The following is a 19030-nucleotide window of genomic DNA, read 5'->3' on the forward strand; positions in this document are numbered from 1 at the left end:
ATCAGGCAGCGGAGGCGGACACCACGTCGCCCGACGGGACGGGCAGCGAGACGGTCGGGGCGAGGCCCTCGCTCTCGGCCATCCGGTTGGACACGTCGATGAGGACCTGCGACAACGGCAGGGCCAGCGCCCCGCAGATCGAGGCGAGCAGCTCGGACGAGGCTTCCTTCTCGCCGCGCTCGACCTCGCTGAGGTAGCCGAGGGAGACGGAGGCCGTCGCGGAGACCTCACGGAGGGTGCGGCCCTGGGCGCGTCGGCGCTCACGGAGGACGTCGCCGAGCTCGCGCCGCAGCAGTGTCGTCATGTCGTCCTCCTTCAGGTCGCTGGTGTCGTGCGTTCGGGTGCCGTGCCGTCGTCGGGGTGACCCGACAGCCCTACCGTACCCCGAGGGCCCTACGGCGGCGCAGGTGTTTGGCGCGTGGCGCCCGTCTCCTCCACCGCGAGCCGGAGCACCGCGTCGACGGTGGCCGACCGGATCTGGGCCCTGGTCCCGTTCAACTCCAGGGCACGCGTCACTGTTCCCGACGGGCCGGAGACTGCCACGTGGACGGTGCCCGCGGGCTTGCCCTCCGACGGTCCCGGGCCGGCCACACCGGTCGTCGCGAGGCCCCACGTGGAGCCGAGCCGACGGCGTACGCCCTCGGCCATGAGGGCGGCCACCTCGGGGTCGACGGTGCCCACCCGTGCGACGAGCTCGGCAGGCACGTCGAGCAGCGCCGTCTTCACCGCGGCGGCATACGCGACGACCCCACCGAGCAGCACCACGGACGCGCCGGGGGTGTCGGCCACGGTGGCGGCGACGAGCCCCGCGGTCAGCGACTCGGCACAGGCCACGGTCTCGCGTGCCTCGGTCAGCCGGGCCACGAGACGTGCCCCCGGCGCCTCGGACACGTCGTCCACGTCAGTCCCGCTTCGCCGTCCGGGGTGGCGCCGGGTCGCCGGTGGACCCGTCCGGCGTCTCGGACCTCGCCTCCCGGGCGGCGGCGCGGGCGGCCCGCCGGGCCAGCGTGCGCTCACTCGTCTCGCGCAGCCGTGCCGCCTTGAAGACGTAGTCGATGCCGCTGACCACGGTCATGACGAGCGCCGCCCCGAGCACGACGTAGGCCACGAGCAACCACGCGCTGCCGAACGGGAGCACCCAGAGCGGGAAGGTCAGGGCCCCGAGCGACAGCGTCTGGAGCATCGTCTTGAGCTTGCCGCCACGGCCGGCCGGCATGACGCCGTGCCGGATGACGACGAAGCGCAGCACGGTGATGCCGATCTCGCGCACGAGGATGACGACGGTGACCCACCACCAGACGACACCGAGCACCGACAGCCCGATGAAGGCGGTGCCCGTCAGCGCCTTGTCGGCGATCGGGTCGGCGACCTTGCCGAAGTTCGTGATCTCGCCCCGGCGGCGGGCCAGCTTGCCGTCGATGCCGTCGGTCACCGCGGCGAGCGCGAAGACGACCCACGCCCAGAAGCGCCACCAGGGGTCGCCGCCGCCGTCCAGGAAGAGGAGCACGCCGTAGACGGGCACGAGGAGGAACCGGAGCACCGTCAGGGCGTTCGGCAGGTTCCAGTCGGTGGGGCGGGGCGCGGGACCCTCCCCCCGGTGGAAGGTCTGCGGGGTCATCGCGGCTCCGCGACGAGGTCGATCCCCTCGGTGCCGACGACGACGGCCCGCACGAGATCGCCGACCTGCGGCGCCGGGGCGTCGCCGAGGACGCGCACGATGGTGACGCCGTCGACGTCGGGACCCTGGAACGCGGCTCGGCCGACGACCGAGCCGTCCTCGTCGTCGATCTCCTCCACGAGCACCTCGACGTGGTCGCCGACCCGCTCCTCGGCGCGCTGCGCGTTGAGCTCCTCGACGAGACGCGTGAAACGGTCGAGACGCTCGGCGACGACCTCGGGAGCCAGCTTGCCGACATACCCCTCGGCCTCGGTGCCGTCCTCGTCGGAGTAGCCGAAGACGCCGACGACGTCGAGACGGGCCTCCGTGAGGAAGGCCTCGAGCTCGTCGAGGTCGGCCTCGGTCTCGCCCGGGAAGCCGACGATGACGTTGCAGCGGATGCCGGCCTCGGGTGCGTCGGCACGCACCCGCCCGAGGAGCTCGAGGAAGGCCTCGCGCGAGCCGAACCGGCGCATCGAGCGCAGGAGCGGCTCGGACGCGTGCTGGAAGGAGATGTCGTAGTAGGGCACGACGCCGGGGGTGTCGGCCATGGCGCGCAGCAGGCCGGGCCGGATCTCGGCCGGTTGGAGGTAGGAGACGCGGACGCGCTCGATGCCCTCGATCGCGGTCAGCTCGGGCAGCAGCTTCTCGAGCAGGGCGAGGTCGCCGAGGTCCTTGCCGTAGCTCGTGGAGTTCTCGGAGACGAGGAAGAGCTCCTTGACGCCCTGCTCGGCGAGCCAGCGGCCCTCGGCGACGATGTCGGCGGGACGGCGCGACAGGAACGCGCCACGGAACATCGGGATGGCGCAGAACGAGCAGCGACGGTCACAGCCCGAGGCGATCTTGAGCGGCGCCCACGGACGACCGTCGAGGCGCGCGCGGATGACCCGGGGACCGGAGGCGGGGGTCGGCACGTCGTCGTCGAGGTCGGGGCGGGGGTCACCGTGGCCCGGCAGCGCGACGGACGCGGAGCCCTGCTGGCGCTCGACCGGGGTCAGCGGGAGCAGCGTGCGGCGGTCGCCCGGCGTGTGGCTCTCGACGTGTCCACCCGCGAGGATCGTCTGCAGGTGCGTGCTCATGTCGCGGTAGGAGTCGAAGCCGAGCACGGCGTCGGCCTCGGGCAGCTGGTCGGCGAGCTCCTTGCCGTAGCGCTCGGCGAGGCAGCCGACGGCGACGACCTTCTGCGTGCGGCCGCCCTCGCCCTTGAGGTCGGAGGCCTCGAGCAGCGCGTCGATGGAGTCCTTCTTGGCCTGCTCGACGAAGCCGCACGTGTTGACGACGGCGACATCGGCCTCGGACGCGTCGTCGACGAGACGCCATCCCTCCGCGAGCAGCCGACCGGCCAGCTCCTCGGAGTCGACCTCGTTGCGCGTGCACCCGAGGGTGACGAGTGCGACGCTCTTGTCGGCGCTCGGGTGGGGAGGGGTCATGCGTCCACTCTAGATGCCGGGGTGTTCAATGGCCGACATGCTCGGAACCGCCCCACACGGCCACGACGACCTGCTCACGAGGGCACGCGACCTGCTGCGGGCGCACCCCCTCGTCGACGGCCACAACGACCTCCCCTGGGAGGCGCGCGAGCAGACCGGCTACGACTTCGAGGCCCTCGACATCTCCGGCCGCCTCACGACGACGCAGACCGACCTGCCCCGCCTCACCGAGGGCGGGGTCGGCGCGCAGTTCTGGTCGGTCTTCGTGCCGAGCACCCTCCAGGGCGACTCGGCCGTCACGGCGACGCTCGAGCAGGTCGACGGCGTGCACCGGATGATCGGGTCGTATGCCGACCGGCTGGCGCTCGCCCGCACCGCGGACGAGGTGGAGGCTGCCACCGCGACGGGCCGCGTCGCGTCGCTCCTCGGCGCCGAGGGCGGACACTCCATCGGCTGCTCGCTCGGGACCCTGCGGATGCTCCACGTCCTCGGCGTGCGCTACCTGACGCTGACGCACAACGACAACACGCCGTGGGCCGACTCGGCCACTGACGTGCCCGTCGTCGGCGGCCTCAGCGAGTTCGGCCGCGAGGTCGTGCGCGAGATGAACCGCCTCGGGATGATGGTCGACCTCAGCCACGTCGCCGCGACGACGATGCGGGACGCGCTCGAGACCACCGACGCACCGGTCATCTTCAGCCACTCCTCGGCGCTGGCCCTGTGCGACACCCCCCGCAACGTGCCTGACGACGTGCTCGGCGCGCTGCCCGCCAACGGCGGCGTGTGCATGGTGACCTTCGTCCCCGAGTTCGTCTCGCCCGCGACCGCCGCCTGGCGCGTCGAGGCCGCCGCCGCCGCGGCGGAGGTCGGCGTCGAGGCGCGTGACTGGGAGGCGTTCGGCCGGTTCACCGCCGGGTGGCAGCGTGAGCACCCCAAGCCCGACGCGACGGTCGAGCAGGTCGTCGCCCACCTCGAGCACGTCCGCGAGGTTGCCGGCATCGACCACATCGGCATCGGCGGAGACTACGACGGCACCGACACCTTCCCGGTCGGGCTCGAGGACGTCAGCGGCTACCCGCGGCTCGTCGCGGCCCTGCTCGCACGGTCGTGGTCCGAGGCCGAGGTCGCGCAGCTCGTCCGCGGCAACACGCTGCGCGTCATGCGCGACGTCGAGGCCGTGGCCCGCGACCTCCAGACGACCCGCACCCCGAGCCTCAGGACGTTCGCCGAGCTCGACGGCACCCGCTGAGCAGCTGAGCCCGACCCGGGCACACGGCATACGCCCTCGGTGGGCGCAGCCCGCTACTGACGGAATCGGGCGATGGTGAGCCCGACGAGGCGGGCGACGACGAGCGCGACGTAGAGCATGCCGGCGATCTGCTGGAGCAGCACGAACGACCGCGCGTGCGGGGTCACCGCGTAGATGTCGGAGAGGCCGGTCGAGGTCATCGTCGTGATCGAGAGGTAGAGCAGCTCGTACCAGGTGCGCACCCCCGGCAGGGTCTCGCCGTAGATGGTGAACGAGTTCGGCCAGATGAACTGCACGGCGACGTAGAGGTAGGCGAAGCCCCAGGCGACGACGGTGAACGTCGCGCCCGTGGCGTAGAGCTCGTCACGGGTCACCCAGTTGTCGGCGAACATGTACCGCAGCAGGCCGTAGCCCGTGTAGAAGTAGAAGAGCGCGTGCAGCAGGGCGCTCCAGAAGGCGATCGGGCTGTTGTCGGGCCACACGGCCTCGGCCACGGTGAGCAGGACCACCGGCCCGCCCAGCACGACGGCGACCCACGTCAGCGCCGGGGTCGCCCGCACCGCGCGCACGGCGAGGAAGAGCACGAGCAGGCCGATGAGGCCGAAGACCGCGCGTCCCGCCTCGCGGTAGTCACCGAGGGTCGCGGTCTCGACGAAGGGGTAGGCCAACAGCGCACCCAGCTGGACGAAGAGGAGCAGGGCGCACGGCAGCTCGTTGACCTTGCGCCGCAGCTGGTCGAGCCGTGAAGGCGGCCCGGCGCGACGGGGCGATGACGGCCAGAGCTCCAGCGACGCACTCACGACTCGGACTCTAGTGGCGGGCCCGTCAAGAACGCGTCAAGAGCCGTCAGCGCGCGGTCAACGGCTGCAGGGCGCCCGGCGGGCGACCCTAGGAAGGAGTCATGTTCACCTCCATCCTCCTGCTCGTGGTCGGCGTCGCCGTGCTGGTGTACCTCGTCCACGTCCTGCTCCACCCGGACCGGTTCTGATGAGCGACACCGTCAGCGGGCTGCTCACGATCGCCGTCCTCGTCGCCGCGCTCGCCGCCGTCCACGTGCCACTCGGGTCGTGGATGGCACGCGTCTTCACCGACACCCGGGACTGGCGCGTGGAGCGCCTCGTCTACCGCCTGTGCCGCGTCGACCCCGCGTCCGAGCAGCGCTGGAGCACGTATGCCGTCGCTGTCCTCGGCTTCTCCGTCGTCGGCGTCGTCCTGCTCTTCGCGCTCATCGCCCTGCAGGGCTTCCTGCCGTTCGCCCGCGGTGCGTCGATGAACCTCGACACCGCTCTCAACACGGCCGTCTCGTTCGTGACGAACACCAACTGGCAGTCGTATGCCGGGGAGTCGGGCACGTCGCCGCTCGTCCAGACGCTCGGGCTGACCGTCCAGAACTTCGTCTCGCCGGCGGTGGGGCTGGCGGTGGCCGTGGCGCTCGTGCGCGGCCTCGCCCGTTCGAGCGGGGCCGAGATCGGCAACTTCTGGGTCGACCTCGTGCGTGGGTCGCTGCGTGTCCTGCTGCCCCTCGCCGTCGTCGGGGCCGTCGTCCTGCTGCTCGGCGGCGTCATCCAGAACCTCACGGCGCCGACGGAGGTCACGACGCTCTCCGGCGGGTCGCAGGTCGTCCAGGGCGGCCTCGTCGCGTCGCAGGAGGCGATCAAGGAGCTCGGCACGAACGGCGGCGGCTACTTCAACGCCAACTCCGCCCACCCCTTCGAGAACCCGAACGCCATCACGAACCTCGTCGAGATCTTCCTGCTGCTCGTCATCCCGTTCTCCCTGCCGCGGACCTACGGCATCCTCGTCGGCGACCGGCGGCAGGGCTGGGCAGTGCTCGGCTTCATGGCGACGCTCTGGGGCCTCATGGTCGCGGCCGTGACGTGGGCCGAGGTGAGCGCGGCGAGCGGCCCGCTCGGCGGACTCGAGGGCAAGGAGGTGCGTTTCGGCGTCTGGCCGTCCGCCCTCTTCGCGGCGAGCACCACCGGCACCTCGACCGGCGCCGTCAACTCGATGCACGAGAGCTACAGCCCCCTCGGTGGAGGCGGTGCGCTCGTCCACATGCTCCTCGGCGAGGTCTCCCCCGGCGGTGTCGGGTCGGGACTCTACGGCGCCTTGCTCCTCGCGATGCTGACCGTGTTCATCTCCGGGCTCATGGTCGGGCGCACGCCCGAGCTGCTCGGCAAGCAGATCGGTCGGCGCGAGATCACGCTGGTCGCGCTGGCCCTGCTCGTCATGCCGGCCCTCGTGCTCGTCTTCACGGGGATCGGCATGGTGGCGCCCCTGGTGTCGTCGCAGATGCTCGCGAGCGGCCCGCACGGGCTCACTGAGGTGATGTACGCCTACGCCTCGGCCGCCAACAACAACGGCAGCGCGTTCGCCGGCTTCTCGGCCGACACGCCGTACACGAACCTCACCCTCGCCCTGTGCATGTTCCTCGGCCGCTTCGTGCCGATCGTCCTCGTGCTGGCCCTTGCCGGTTCCCTGGTGGCGCAACGACGTCGGCCAGCCAACGCTGGCACCCTTCCCACCCACACACCCACGTTCGCGGGCCTCTTCGTCGGGGTGGCGATCATCGTCACCGGACTCACGTTCTTCCCTGCCCTGGCCCTCGGTCCCCTCGCGGAGGCACTGTCATGACCCCGTCCCCGACGACGACCCCGTCGTCCCCCGACACCACCGACCCGCGCGCCCCCGGCGCCCACGGCGGCTCGGCCCACCGGCGCGGCGGCTCCGGCAGCGAGATGCCTCTCATCAGGGCGGGGAAGGCCCCGCTGTCGCTCGGCACGCTCGCGCGCCAGCTGGTCGCGACCTTCCCCGAGGCCGTGCGCAAGCTCGACCCGCGTCACGTGTGGCACAGTCCCGTCGTCTTCGTCGTGTGGATCGGCTCGCTCCTGACCACCGTCGTCGCCATCGTCGACCCCTCGTGGTTCGCGTGGAGCATCACCCTGTGGCTGTGGGCCACCGTCCTCTTCGCCAACATGGCCGAGGCCGTCGCCGAGGGCCGCGGCAAGGCGCAGGCGGCCACGCTGCGCGCCACCCGGACCACGACGACGGCGCAGCGCCGGAGCGCCGACGGCTCCGTCGAGACCGTGGCTGCCTCCGACCTCACGATCGGCGACGTCGTCGTCGTGCGTCCCGGCCAGGTCATCCCCGGTGACGGGGACGTCGTCGAGGGCATGGCCACCGTGGACGAGTCGGCGATCACCGGCGAGTCCGCTCCCGTCATCCGTGAGTCCGGTGGTGACCGGTGCGCCGTCACGGGCGGCACGACAGTGCTCTCCGACGGCATCACGGTGCGCATCACGACCAAGCCCGGTGAGACCTTCATCGACCGGATGATCGCCCTCGTCGAGGGCGCGGCACGGCAGAAGACGCCCAACGAGATCGCGCTGACCATCCTGCTCACCACGCTGACGATCATCTTCGTCCTCGCCGTCATGGCGATCCAGCCGCTCGCCGTCTACTCCGGCCAGGAGCAGTCTGTCGTCGTGCTCGTGGCCCTGCTCGTCTGCCTCATCCCCACGACGATCGGGGCGCTGCTCTCCGCGATCGGCATCGCCGGCATGGACCGGCTCGTGCAGCACAACGTCCTCGCGATGTCGGGCCGTGCCGTCGAGGCAGCGGGCGACGTGTCGACGCTGCTGCTCGACAAGACCGGCACCATCACGTTCGGCAACCGCCGTGCAACCGAGCTGCTCGCGGCCCCCGGCCTTCCGGACGTGGAGGTCACCGAGGAGGCATACCTCTCCTCACTGGCCGACGAGACGCCCGAGGGGCGCTCGATCGTCGAGCTGTCCGCGCGGGGCCTCGCCGACGAGACGCGTACGCGCTTCGACGGAGTCCGGCGCGAGGGTGCCACGTTCGTGGAGTTCACCGCGCAGACCCGCATGTCGGGGATCGACCTGCCCGACGGCACGGCCGTGCGCAAGGGCGCGTCCGATGCCGTGTGCCGCTGGGCTTCCGACCACGGAGGTGGCGTTCCGTCCGGGGTGCTCACCGAGGTCGCCGGGATCGCCAGCTCCGGAGGGACCCCTCTGGTCGTCGCGTCGAAGCAGCCGGGCGGGCCGGCCCGGGTGCTCGGCGTCATCCACCTCAAGGACGTCGTCAAGCCCGGCATGAAGGAGCGCTTCGCCCAGCTGCGCGCGATGGGCATCCGCACCGTCATGATCACGGGCGACAACCCGCTCACGGCGAAGTCCATCGCGGAGGAGGCCGGGGTCGACGACTTCCTCGCCGAGGCCACACCCGAGGACAAGATGGCCCTGATCCGGAAGGAGCAGCAGGGCGGCCGTCTCGTGGCGATGACCGGCGACGGCACGAACGACGCCCCCGCTCTGGCCCAGTCGGACGTCGGCGTGGCGATGAACACCGGAACCTCGGCGGCCAAGGAGGCGGCCAACATGGTCGACCTCGACTCCGACCCGACGAAGCTCATCGACATCGTCTCCATCGGCAAGCAGCTGCTCATCACCCGCGGGGCGTTGACGACCTTCTCGATCGCCAACGACATCGCGAAGTACTTCGCGATCATCCCGGCGATGTTCGTCGTGCTCTTCCCCGGCCTCGAGGCCCTCAACATCATGGGCCTCTCGACCCCGAAGTCGGCAATGCTCTCGGCCGTGATCTTCAACGCCCTCGTCATCGTCGCGCTGATCCCCTTGTCGCTGAGGGGGGTTCGCTACCGGCCCTCCGGAAGCACTGCCCTGCTGCGGCGCAACATCCTCATCTACGGAGTCGGCGGCGTCATCGCCCCGTTCATCGGCATCAAGCTGATCGACCTCGTCGTGAGCCACCTCCCCGGAATGATGTGAGACACGTGGACAACGTCATCAAGCAGTCCCTCGCGGGCCTTCGGGCCATGCTCGTCCTCACCGTGCTGTTCGGCGTGCTCTACCCCGCCGCAGTGTGGGGCGTCGGCCAGGTTGCCGGACGCGACCAGGCGGCCGGCTCGCTCGTCTCGTCCGGAACCAGGGTCGTCGGCTCGAGCCTCATCGGCCAGCAGTGGCAGGGCGACGAGTGGTTCCACGGTCGCCCCTCGGCCAGCGACTACGCCGGCGACACGAGCGGTGGAACCAACCTCGGGCCCGGTGCTGACCTCGAGGCCGAGGTCGCCAAGCGCGTGGGGGCAGCGGGTCTCGACCCTTCGACCGCTCCCGCCGACGCGCTCACCGCATCGGGCAGCGGGCTGGACCCCCACATCACGCCGGCGTATGCCGTCGCCCAGGTCGAGCGCGTCGCCGCAGCCCGCGGTCTCGACGTCACCCGGGTCCGGGCCCTCGTCGAGGAGCATTCACAGGACCGCATCGCCGGCTTCCTGGGCCAGCCGCGGGTCGACGTCCTCGAGCTCAACCTCGCCCTTGCGCGTCTCTCGGCGCCGAGCGCCGGGTGACCTGAGAGGATCAGCGCATGGGTCGAGGGTCGCTTCGGATCTACCTCGGGGCCGCGCCCGGAGTCGGCAAGACGGTCGCGATGCTCGACGAGGCGCACCGGCGCCTCTCGCGGGGCACGGACGTCGTCGTCGGCTACGTCGAGACGCACGGGCGGTCCCACACGGCGGCCATGCTCGAGGGCCTCGAGGTCCTCCCTCGTCGCACGGTCGAGTACCGCGGCAACCGGCTCACCGAGCTCGACGTCGCCGCGGTCCTCGCCCGACACCCTCACGTGGTCCTCGTCGACGAGCTCGCCCACACCAACGTCCCCGGCTCGGGCGCCCCGTCGGGCGGCGGGGCCGGGGACGCGTCGCGTGGCGGGCACGAGAAGCGCTGGCAGGACGTCGAGGAGATCCTCGAGGCCGGCATCGACGTCATCTCGACCGTCAACATCCAGCACCTCGAGTCGCTCAACGACGTCGTCGAGTCGATCACGGGCATCCGACAGCAGGAGACCGTCCCCGACGAGGTCGTGCGCCGGGCCGACCAGGTGGAGCTCGTGGACATGTCACCCGAGGCGCTGCGCCGTCGGATGGCGCACGGAAACATCTACGGACCCGACAAGGTCGATGCCGCCCTCGCCAACTACTTCCGGACGGGGAACCTCTCCGCGTTGCGCGAGATCGCGCTGCTGTGGCTCGCGGACCGGGTCGACGAGGCGCTCGAACGCTACCGGGCCGACCAGGGCATCAGCGAGCAGTGGCCGACTCGCGAGCGCGTCGTCGTGGCCCTGACCGGCGGCGCCGGCAGCGAGACGCTGCTCCGGCGAGGTGCCCGCATCGCCACCCGCGCGGCCGGCGGTGACCTCATCGCCTGTCACGTCCGGTCGTCCGAGGGCCTCACGTCGACCGACCCTGCCGTGCTGGTTCGGCTGCGGCAACTGGCTCGCGACCTCGGGGCGGAGTTCCAGGACGTCTCCGGCCAGGACGTCGCAGAGGCGATCCTCGACCACGCCCGCGGCGTCAACGCGACGCAGATCGTCGTCGGCGTCAGCCGGCGAGGCCGGTGGCAGCAGATCCTGCGTCCGAGCATCGCCTCTGAGGTGGCCGACGGCTCGGGCGACATCGACGTCCACCTGGTTCCTCACGAGGGGTCGAAGGTTGCCAGCCGTCGCCGGAACGCCACTGGCCTGCCCGCCCGCCGGGTCGTCGGCGGGATGCTGTTCGCCGTCGTCGCCCTCGTCGGGCTGACCGCCGTGCTCGTCGCCACCCGGGAGGGGCACACGCTCTCGCTCGACCTGCTCCTCTACCTCGCGCTGACCGTCGTGTGCGCCCTCGTGGGTGGCATCTGGCCGGCGCTCTTCTGCGCCGTCGTCGGCTCGCTCGTCGTCAACTGGTTCTTCACCGAGCCACGGGGCACGCTCACCATCAGTGACCCACCCAACGCCCTGGCTCTCGCCGTCTTCGTGCTCGTGGCCATGGCGGTCTCGTCGGTCGTCAACGTCGCAGCCCGGCGCACCGAGCAGGCGGTCTCGGCCGAGCGCGAGTCGTCGGCGCTCGCCGCGATGAGTCGCGACCTGCTCGCCGAGCCGCGACCCCTGCCGGCCCTGCTCGACCGTGCGCGCGACGACCTCGGCATGCGCGCTGCCGTGCTCACCGAGTCGCACCCGGACCAGCCATCGACCGTCGTCGCCTCGACCGACCCCCACCTGCCCGCGGGCACCGTGCTCCCGGCCGGCGCCGTGTGGGCTCTGGACATCACCGTCGACGACGGTGTCCACCTGCTGCTCGACGGACCGCCCGTGGCGGCAGAGGACCAGCGCGTCGTCAACGCGTACGCCACCCACGCCGCGATCCTGCACGGACGCGAGCAGCTCGTCCGGGCCGCGCGCGAGGCGGCCGGGCTCGCCCGCGACAACGCCGCGCGCACGACCCTGCTCGCCGCCGTCTCGCACGATCTGCGCACGCCCCTCGCGAGCATCAAGGCGGGGGTCTCCACGCTGCGCCAGTCCGGTCTCGACCTGACGGCCGACGACGAGGCAGAGCTGCTCGAGTCGATCGAGGAGAGCGCGGACCGCCTCGACGCCCTCATCGGCAACCTCCTCGACCTGTCCCGGCTCGAGACCGGTGCCGTGCGCGCGCACCACCACTCGATCGACCTGCTCGACGCCGTGGTGTCGACGGTGCGCACCACCTCCGCCCCCCAGCGCGTCGAGGTCGACCTCGAGCCGGACCTCCCCCTCGTGCGGACCGACCTGGGACTGCTCGACCGCGTGCTCGCCAACGTCGTCGAGAACGCCCTGAGGCACAGCGGCGACGCAGAGGTGCGCCTCACGGCAGGCCGGATCGGAGACACCGTGCAGCTGAGGGTCATCGACCGCGGACCGGGCGTGTCCGATGCCGACAAGGAGCGCATCTTCGCTGCGTTCCAGCGGGCCGGGGACGCCCCGCAGGGCGACGGCCTCGGCCTCGGCCTGGCCGTCGCCCGGGGACTGATGACCGTGCTGGGCGGCTCGCTCGTCCCGGAGGACACCCCCGGCGGTGGCCTCACGATGGTCGTCGAGCTGCCCCTCACCCCGACGGTCCCCTCGGTTCGAGGTGATGACGGCACCGACGTGGCTGACCGCATCACCTCGACCGAGCCGGCCGGGCCTGCCGAGCCTGCCGAGCCTGCCGAGCCTGCCGAGCCTGCCGAGCCTGCCGAGCCTGCCGAGCCTGCCGAGCCTGCCGAGACGAAGGAGGACGCGTGACCCGAGTGCTCGTCGTCGACGACGACCCGCGGCTGCAGCGCACCCTGACGATCGCGCTGCGGGCCCACGGCAACGAGGTCGTCACGGCCGCCGACGGTCGCACCGCGGTTCAGTCGGTGCTCGAGGACGCACCCGACGTCGTCATCCTCGACCTCGGGCTGCCCGACCTCGACGGCACCGAGGTGCTCCGCCGCATCCGCGCCGCCTCGGTCGTCCCGGTCATCGTCCTGTCGGCACGTCACGAGTCCGACGACAAGATCGAGGCGCTCGACCTCGGTGCCGACGACTACGTCACGAAGCCCTTCGGCGTCGAGGAGCTCCTCGCTCGGGTGCGCGCGGCCGTGCGCCGCGGCGGCGACCTCGGCCGGCACCTCGGGCCGGTCGTGACCGACCACTTCGTCCTCGACTTCGCCGAGCGGAGGGCGACCGTCGAGGGCGAGGACGTCCGTCTCACGCCGACCGAGTGGCGGGTGCTCGAGGCGTTGTGCCGCGAGCCCGGTCACCTCGTCCAGCAGCAGGACCTGCTCCGAGCCGTCTGGGGCCCTTCGTACGGGCGCGAGTCGAACTACCTGCGCGTCTACGCCAACCAGCTGCGCCGCAAGCTCGAGCCCGACCCGACGAACCCGCGCCACCTCGTCACCGAGCCCGGTCTCGGCTACCGCTTCAACCCCTGAACCGCCGGGGCGGGCGGGACTCGCGGCTGTCGGGTGTCGGGCCCTCGGGGGTCAGTAGCGCTCTCGGCCGCCGCGGTCGGTGAGGTTCCAGGCGTCCTCGGACTCCTCGTCGTGCTCGTCGACCGTGCGCGTCATGTCGCCGGGCGTCCACCGCGCCATCGGGACCGCGGTGGTCTCGTCCTCGTGGGCACGCTGCTCACCGCGCTCGGCGACGAGCGAGGCCGTGCGCTGCGGCGCGACCTCCTCGTCGGGCTCCTCGGCGTAGCCGGCCGACGCTTCGGCAGGCTCCACGTCGACGGGCGGGGCGGCATACGGCTCGGCGGGCTCGATGATCTCGGCGAGGTCATCGGCGTCGACGGGCTCGTTGGGGTGCGGCACGTCCTCGCCGCGCAGCAGCGCGAGCGTCTGCTCGAGGTCGTCCGGGCGCACGAGCACGTCGCGGGCCTTGGAGCCCTCGCTCGGGCCGACGACGCCGCGCGACTCGAGCAGGTCCATGAGCCGTCCGGCCTTGGCGAAGCCGACGCGCAGCTTGCGCTGGAGCATCGACGTCGAGCCGAACTGGGTCGTGACGACGAGCTCGGTGGCCTGGAGCAGCACGTCGAGGTCGTCGCCGATGTCGTCGTCGATCTGCTTCTTGGGCGCCGCGACGGTGACGTTCTCGACGTAGTTGGGCTTGAGCTGGGTCGTGACGAACTTGACGACCTCGTGGATCTCGGACTCGTTGACCCACGCGCCCTGGACACGCATCGGCTTGCTCGCGCCCATCGGCAGGAAGAGCGCGTCACCCTGGCCGATGAGCTTCTCGGCGCCGGGCTGGTCGAGCACGACGCGGGAGTCCGCGAGCGAGGACGTCGCGAACGCCATGCGCGAGGGGACGTTGGCCTTGATGAGGCCCGTGACGACGTCGACCGACGGACGCTGCGTCGCGAGGACGAGGTGGATGCCGGCGGCACGGGCGAGCTGGGTGATGCGCACCACCGACTCCTCGACGTCGCGCGGGGCGACCATCATGAGGTCGGCGAGCTCGTCGACGACGACGAGGAGGTACGGGTAGGTCGTGATCTGGCGCTCCGAGCCCGGCAGCGGCTTGACCTTGCCGGCGCGGACCGCCTTGTTGAAGTCGTCGACGTGCTTGAAGCCGAACGCCGCGAGGTCGTCGTAGCGCTGGTCCATCTCCTTGACCACCCACGCGAGGGCCTCGGCGGCCTTCTTGGGGTTGGTGATGATCGGCGTGATGAGGTGCGGGATGCCTTCGTAGGCCGTCAGCTCGACGCGCTTCGGGTCGACGAGGATCATCCGGACCTCCTCGGGCGTCGAGCGCATGAGGATCGAGGTGATCATCGAGTTGACGAAGCTCGACTTGCCCGATCCGGTGGCGCCCGCGACGAGCAGGTGCGGCATCTTCGCGAGGTTGGCGATGACGTAGGCGCCCTCGACGTCCTTGCCGACACCCATGACCATCGGGTGCTCGTTGGTGCGGGCCGTGTTGCTGCGCAGCACGTCGCCGAGGGACACGTTCTCGCGGTCGAGGTTCGGGATCTCGATGCCGATGGCGGACTTGCCCGGGATGGGGCTGAGGATGCGCACGTCGGCCGAGGCAACGGCATACGCGATGTTCTTGGAGAGCGCGGTGACGCGCTCGACCTTGGTGCCCGAGCCGAGCTCGACCTCGTAGCGCGTGACCGTCGGGCCGCGGGTGAACCCCGTGACGGCGGCGTCGATGTCGAACTGGTCGAAGACGTTGGTCAGCGACTCGACGACGCGGTCGTTGGTCTCGCTGCGCGTCTTGTGCGGCGGCCCCGGCGTCAGCATCGCGTGGTCGGGCAGCTGGTAGGTGATGTCGCCGCCGAGACTGAGCTGCTCGACGCGAGCCGGCAGGTCGGACATGGGCGGGGGGATGAGCTCGGCCTTGGGTCCGACCTTGCTCGTGTCGGGCGCCCCGAGGGTCTTCGGGTCGGTGGCGTCGATGACCTTCTCGCCGCCCTTCTCGCCGCCGGGACGGGGAGCCAGCAGCCCGGGAGGCGTCGGGCGCTTCTCGCCGGGTCGCAGCTGCGTGGTCGCCTCGTCCTCGAGGGCCTTCTGCGCGGCCTGGCGGAACGCCTCGTCGCCGTCGCGGTCGGCGAGGTCGACGGCCTTGCGGCGCGCGCGCTTCACCGCTGCGGCAGGGGCGTCGAGCGCCTCGTCGGGCTGCTCGTCGACGTGGTCGCGGTCGATGACGAGGGCGCGCAGCTGGCGCAGGCGGGTCGGGATCATGTTGACCGGCGTCGCCGTGATGACGAGCAGGCCGAAGAGACCGAGCAGGACGAGCAGGACGAGCGCCCCGTAGGTCGAGACGGCCGCCGCGAGCGGGCTCGAGGCGAGGAAGCCGAGGATGCCGCCGGCGGCACGCATGCCGTCGGCGCCGTCGGGCGGGTTGGGGATGCCGTCGGCAAGGTGCGACAGACCGCACGCGGCGAAGGTCAGGGCGATGGTGCCGACGACGACGCGGTTGGTCGCCGCGTCGTCCTGGGGAGCTCGAAGCATGCGCAGGCCGAGGGCGAGCAGCACGAGCGGGACGGCGTAGGCGACGCGGCCGAAGGTGCCGGCGAAGACGGCGTGCACCACCTGGCCGAAGGTGCCGGAGACGCCCCACCACTCACGCGCGGCGACGACCACGGCGAGCGCGATGAGCGCGAAGCCGATGCCGTCGCGGCGGTGCTCCGGCTCGAGGTCGGCGGCGCTGTGCCCGACGCGGCGCACCGCTCCCCCGGCCATGTGCGAGACGCCCATCCAGGTGTTGCGCATCGCGCCGAACGGGAAGGGGAGGCCTCCGCCCCGCGTCTTGGACGCGGTCTTGGCGGCGGGCTTGCGGGCCGCGGGCTTGCGCTGCGCGGGCCGGCCGCCCCGGGCTGCGGGAGGGCGTGACGAGGCGCTGCCCGCGGACCCCTTGGCGCGGGTGGCCGCGGCGGAGCTCGAGCGCTGGCTGGTGGACGGACGTGACGCCATGCTCGCACCGTACGTCAACGCACCGCTGAACTCACGCGTCACACGCGCAACAGGGCTGACCAGTCGGACGCGGCTGCCGTATGCCGTGGGCGCGCCCGTCACCGTCCCGCGAGGTCCCCGGCGGGGTCGGCGTCTCAGATCGCGACACCCGGGGACCGACCGGTGGACAGCCGGTGACCGACCCCTTTATCGTCGTGCGCAGGTCATGAGTGCCAGTGACAAGCCCCGGCTCGCTGGCCAGCAACCCTCCTCCGCGGTGGGGTGCTCCGGGTGACGACCAGGCCACCCTCGGTCTGAACGCGTGATCGAGGTCGGCAAGCGCGGACCTGCACCGGGTGGGTCCCATGACCCAGGAGCACTCCCATGTCGGTCCTTCCCTCGACGCACCCAGCGGCCTCCCTCTGTGGCGGCTCCCCCGCACCCGTCGTGCGCACCCGCGCCCTGCACGTCGTGCCCGAGGCGCGCACCCTGCCCACCGTCGTCGGCGCCGGACTGCGCGTGCCCACGCTCCACGGCGACACGGCATACGCCAACCTCGACCACGCGGCCTCGACGCCGGCGCTCGAGACGGTCCAGGCGGCCGTCGACCGCGCCCTCGAGACCTATTCCTCCGTGCACCGCGGCGCCGGGTTCGCCTCGCGGCTGACGAGCGCGTGGTACGAGCAGGCCCGCGCCGAGGTCGCCGCCTTCGTCGGCGCGCGTGAGGGCGACTCCGTCATCTTCACCCGGACGACGACCGACTCGTGGGCCCTGCTGAGCAAGGCGCTGCCGAGCCGCACGACGGTCTTCGTCTTCGGCACCGAGCACCACTCGACCCTGCTGCCCTGGGGCCGCTTCCGCACCGTGCGCCTCCCCGTCCCGCAGACCGTCGAGGACGCGCACGCGCTGCTCGAGGAGGCGCTGACCGACCACCCGTCGCGCCACCGCCTCGTCGTCGTCGCGGCCGCCTCGAACGTGACGGGAGAGGTCTGGCCGGTCGAGCGCTTCGCCACCCTGGCGCACGAGCACGGCGCCCGGATCGCCGTCGACGCGGCCCAGCTCTCGGCGCACCGCACCATCGACCTCGCCGCGTGGGACGCCGACTACGTCGCGTTCTCGGGGCACAAGACGTACGCCCCCTACGGCGCGGGCGTCCTCGCCGGGCGCTCCGACTGGCTCGACGCCGGCAACCCCTACCTGCTCGGTGGCGGCGCGACGCGCTCGGTGACCGAGGACGGCACCACGTGGGCGACCGGGCCGGCGCGCCACGAGGGCGGCAGCCCCAACGTCATCGGAGCCATCGCCCTCGCCGCGGCCTGCTCGACGATCAGCCGGCACCGCGACGCCATCGAGGAGCACGAGACCCGCCTCCTCGAGCGGCTCCGCGCCGGACTCGACGACGTCGCGGGCGTCGAGGTCCTGTCGATCTTCGGTGACGACAGCGACCGGGTCGGCGTCGTCGCCTTCACCATCGACGGCTGGGACTCCTCGCTCGTGTCGCAGGTCCTCTCCGTCGAGCACGGCATCGGCGTGCGGGACGGCAAGTTCTGCGCCCACCTGCTCGTCGACGAGCTCCTCGAGGACCCGTGGGGCGAGCGTTCCCCCACCGCGGTCCGCGCCAGCATCGGCCTCGGCAGCACGCTCGAGGGCGTCGAGCGTCTCGTCGCCGCCGTCGCGCGGCTCGTCGAGCAGGGCACCGACGCGGAGTGGTCGCTCACGGAGACCGGATGGGCGCTCGAGGGCACCGACCCGCGCGACGTCGAGGTCGAGCGACCCTGGTGACCGCGGACGTACGCCGCTGAGCGGGTCCGTGCCCGAGCGCGGGCGCGCGGTCGGTGCGCTCGAACGCTCAGGGTCGGGTCAGCGCGCCGGCAGGGCGTAGCTCGCCCAGACCGCGGCGTGGTCGGCGCGATTGAGAGCCACCTGCCCGGCCTCGACGACCGTGAGGCCGCGGCTCAGCAGGTGGTCGAGCTGGACGAAGGCCGGAAGCCGGTTGCCCGCGAAGGGCCAGGTGCGCACCCACCCCTGTCCGTCGGTGCGCTGCGCGTCGTCGAGGCCCGCGGCGAGGTCGCGGAAGCCGGGGTGGCCGAAGCCGGCGTTGAAGTCGCCGGCCATGACGAGGAGCTCGTCGCCGTCGAGACGCTGCTTCCACGACTGGAGCGCCCGCAGGCCCGCGCGCCACTCGACGGTGTCACCGCGCAAGGGCGCCGTGGGATGGGCGACCTTGAGACGCACCGTGCCGTTGGGCACGGTCACGTCGACCTCGGGCTGGACGCTCCGGGTGCCCTCGAGCGCCGGGTCGGTGCCGAGGCTGCGCACCGAGAGCGGGTAGCGCGACAGGACCATCGTCCCCGTGTAGGTGCTGGCCCGGGCGACGCCCTCCCGCTGGCTGAAGTAGTCGGCCGCCCCTTCGGCGTCGAGCCGCCGCAGGATCGCGGGCGTCGCCTCGGTGAGCACGAGGACGTCGACGGAGTGAAAGCGCACGGCGTCCATGAGCTGGCCGGCGTTGGCCGACCCGATCCAGACGTTGGCCGACATGACCGTGAGGTCGCGGTCGGCCTTCGGCGAGGAGGTGGCCCGGAAGGCCGGCGCCGCGACCGTCGCCGCCACGACGAGCGCGACGACGACGGGGACGAGCATCCACCACCGCCGTAGCACGAGCGTCGCCACGGCGAGCAGGCCCAGGCCGATGACGACGAAGGGCCCTGCCGTCTGGAGCACGACGACGACGTATGCCGTCGAGTCGTACCAGCGCAGCGCCCCGACGGCGACGAGCCCGAGCAGGACGACGCCGATGACGACGTCGACCCAGCGCCGGCGGGGACGACGCCCGGCCGGCTCCCGCGTCGACGACTCGGCGGGCTCCCCCGGACGACCGGAGGGCCCGTCGTGGCCGTCGTCGCTGTCGAGGTGCCCCCGGTCGGCCTCCTGCACCGTCACG

15 protein-coding genes and 1 riboswitch are annotated in these 19030 nt (G+C 72.1%); of the genes, 8 read left to right on the plus strand and 7 right to left on the minus strand.

The window, feature by feature from the left end; genetic code table 11:
- Nucleotide 1: 1 nt before the first annotated feature.
- The 4 genes from ASH01_RS19935 to rimO form a co-directional block, all read right to left on the minus strand.
- Entirely contained in the window at nt 2-304 is a 303-nt protein-coding gene (locus ASH01_RS19935; protein ID WP_056780226.1) for a helix-turn-helix domain-containing protein, read from the minus strand.
- Between the two features lie 89 nt (nt 305-393).
- Nucleotides 394-900 (minus strand): CinA family protein, encoded by a 507-nt coding sequence (locus ASH01_RS19940; protein ID WP_082620022.1) that lies wholly within the window; start codon nt 898-900, stop codon nt 394-396.
- A gap of 1 nt (nt 901) precedes the next feature.
- Entirely contained in the window at nt 902-1618 is a 717-nt protein-coding gene (gene pgsA, locus ASH01_RS19945) for a CDP-diacylglycerol--glycerol-3-phosphate 3-phosphatidyltransferase (RefSeq protein WP_056780230.1), read from the minus strand.
- The gene (gene rimO, locus ASH01_RS19950; RefSeq protein ID WP_056780232.1) at nt 1615-3087 is read right to left on the minus strand and encodes a 30S ribosomal protein S12 methylthiotransferase RimO; all 1473 of its coding nucleotides are present in this window, start codon (nt 3085-3087) and stop codon (nt 1615-1617) included. Before rimO ends, pgsA begins: the two co-directional genes overlap by 4 nt.
- A 28-nt stretch (nt 3088-3115) precedes the next feature.
- On the opposite strand from rimO, the gene ASH01_RS19955 reads away from it, so the two are divergent.
- Nucleotides 3116-4336 carry a dipeptidase gene (locus ASH01_RS19955; RefSeq protein ID WP_082620023.1) on the plus strand — a complete coding sequence of 407 codons (1221 nt, stop codon included), beginning with the start codon at nt 3116-3118 and terminating at the stop codon, nt 4334-4336.
- Between the two features lie 53 nt (nt 4337-4389).
- On the opposite strand, the gene ASH01_RS19960 is transcribed toward ASH01_RS19955, so the two are convergent.
- Complete coding sequence (locus tag ASH01_RS19960) at nt 4390-5136, minus strand: ion channel (protein WP_056780235.1); 747 nt, start codon at nt 5134-5136, stop codon at nt 4390-4392.
- A 101-nt stretch (nt 5137-5237) separates the two neighbouring features.
- Between ASH01_RS19960 and kdpF the strand changes: the two genes are divergently transcribed.
- From kdpF to ASH01_RS19985, 6 genes are all read left to right on the plus strand, one after another.
- A complete protein-coding gene (kdpF, locus tag ASH01_RS24090) occupies nt 5238-5324 on the plus strand; it encodes a K(+)-transporting ATPase subunit F (RefSeq protein ID WP_082620024.1) in 87 nt (28 codons plus the stop codon).
- Nucleotides 5324-6970, plus strand: a complete 1647-nt coding sequence (kdpA, locus tag ASH01_RS19965) for a potassium-transporting ATPase subunit KdpA (protein ID WP_056780238.1) — start codon at nt 5324-5326, stop codon at nt 6968-6970. Before kdpF ends, kdpA begins: the two co-directional genes overlap by 1 nt.
- 104 nt (nt 6971-7074) lie before the next feature.
- Nucleotides 7075-9144: a potassium-transporting ATPase subunit KdpB gene (gene kdpB / locus ASH01_RS19970; protein ID WP_056780371.1), complete on the plus strand. Its 2070-nt coding sequence runs from the start codon at nt 7075-7077 to the stop codon at nt 9142-9144.
- A gap of 5 nt (nt 9145-9149) precedes the next feature.
- Nucleotides 9150-9722, plus strand: a complete 573-nt coding sequence (kdpC, locus tag ASH01_RS19975) for a potassium-transporting ATPase subunit KdpC (RefSeq protein ID WP_082620025.1) — start codon at nt 9150-9152, stop codon at nt 9720-9722.
- A 17-nt stretch (nt 9723-9739) separates the two neighbouring features.
- The gene (locus tag ASH01_RS19980; RefSeq protein WP_056780242.1) at nt 9740-12451 is read left to right on the plus strand and encodes a sensor histidine kinase; all 2712 of its coding nucleotides are present in this window, start codon (nt 9740-9742) and stop codon (nt 12449-12451) included.
- The gene (locus ASH01_RS19985; RefSeq protein ID WP_056780244.1) at nt 12448-13125 is read left to right on the plus strand and encodes a response regulator transcription factor; all 678 of its coding nucleotides are present in this window, start codon (nt 12448-12450) and stop codon (nt 13123-13125) included. The genes ASH01_RS19980 and ASH01_RS19985 overlap by 4 nt, the downstream gene beginning before the upstream one ends.
- 51 nt (nt 13126-13176) lie before the next feature.
- On the opposite strand, the gene ASH01_RS19990 is transcribed toward ASH01_RS19985, so the two are convergent.
- On the minus strand, nt 13177-16110 hold the full coding sequence (locus ASH01_RS19990) for an FtsK/SpoIIIE family DNA translocase (protein ID WP_056780377.1): 2934 nt from the start codon (nt 16108-16110) through the stop codon (nt 13177-13179).
- Between the two features lie 201 nt (nt 16111-16311).
- Nucleotides 16312-16437: riboswitch (SAM riboswitch) on the plus strand.
- 36 nt (nt 16438-16473) lie between these two features.
- Between ASH01_RS19990 and ASH01_RS19995 the strand changes: the two genes are divergently transcribed.
- Nucleotides 16474-17871, plus strand: coding sequence for an aminotransferase class V-fold PLP-dependent enzyme (locus ASH01_RS19995; RefSeq protein WP_082620026.1), 1398 nt, complete (start codon nt 16474-16476; stop codon nt 17869-17871).
- Nucleotides 17872-17949: 78 nt separating this feature from the next.
- On the opposite strand, the gene ASH01_RS20000 is transcribed toward ASH01_RS19995, so the two are convergent.
- Nucleotides 17950-19029 carry an endonuclease/exonuclease/phosphatase family protein gene (locus ASH01_RS20000; protein WP_056780246.1) on the minus strand — a complete coding sequence of 360 codons (1080 nt, stop codon included), beginning with the start codon at nt 19027-19029 and terminating at the stop codon, nt 17950-17952.
- Nucleotide 19030: the final 1 nt, after the last annotated feature.

It is taken from the genome of Terrabacter sp. Soil811 (genome assembly GCF_001429655.1).
Taxonomy (GTDB): Bacteria; Actinomycetota; Actinomycetes; order Actinomycetales; family Dermatophilaceae; genus Terrabacter.

Coding starts and splice junctions, on each gene's coding strand:
- ASH01_RS19955 (WP_082620023.1), top strand. CDS start 3,116: ATGGCCGACATGCTCGGAACCGCCCCACACGGCCACGACGACCTGCTC.
- ASH01_RS19995 (WP_082620026.1), top strand. CDS start 16,474: ATGTCGGTCCTTCCCTCGACGCACCCAGCGGCCTCCCTCTGTGGCGGC.
- rimO (WP_056780232.1), bottom strand. CDS start 3,087: ATGACCCCTCCCCACCCGAGCGCCGACAAGAGCGTCGCACTCGTCACC.
- ASH01_RS19990 (WP_056780377.1), bottom strand. CDS start 16,110: ATGGCGTCACGTCCGTCCACCAGCCAGCGCTCGAGCTCCGCCGCGGCC.
- pgsA (WP_056780230.1), bottom strand. CDS start 1,618: ATGACCCCGCAGACCTTCCACCGGGGGGAGGGTCCCGCGCCCCGCCCC.
- ASH01_RS19980 (WP_056780242.1), top strand. CDS start 9,740: ATGGGTCGAGGGTCGCTTCGGATCTACCTCGGGGCCGCGCCCGGAGTC.
- kdpB (WP_056780371.1), top strand. CDS start 7,075: ATGCCTCTCATCAGGGCGGGGAAGGCCCCGCTGTCGCTCGGCACGCTC.
- kdpA (WP_056780238.1), top strand. CDS start 5,324: ATGAGCGACACCGTCAGCGGGCTGCTCACGATCGCCGTCCTCGTCGCC.
- kdpF (WP_082620024.1), top strand. CDS start 5,238: ATGTTCACCTCCATCCTCCTGCTCGTGGTCGGCGTCGCCGTGCTGGTG.
- ASH01_RS19935 (WP_056780226.1), bottom strand. CDS start 304: ATGACGACACTGCTGCGGCGCGAGCTCGGCGACGTCCTCCGTGAGCGC.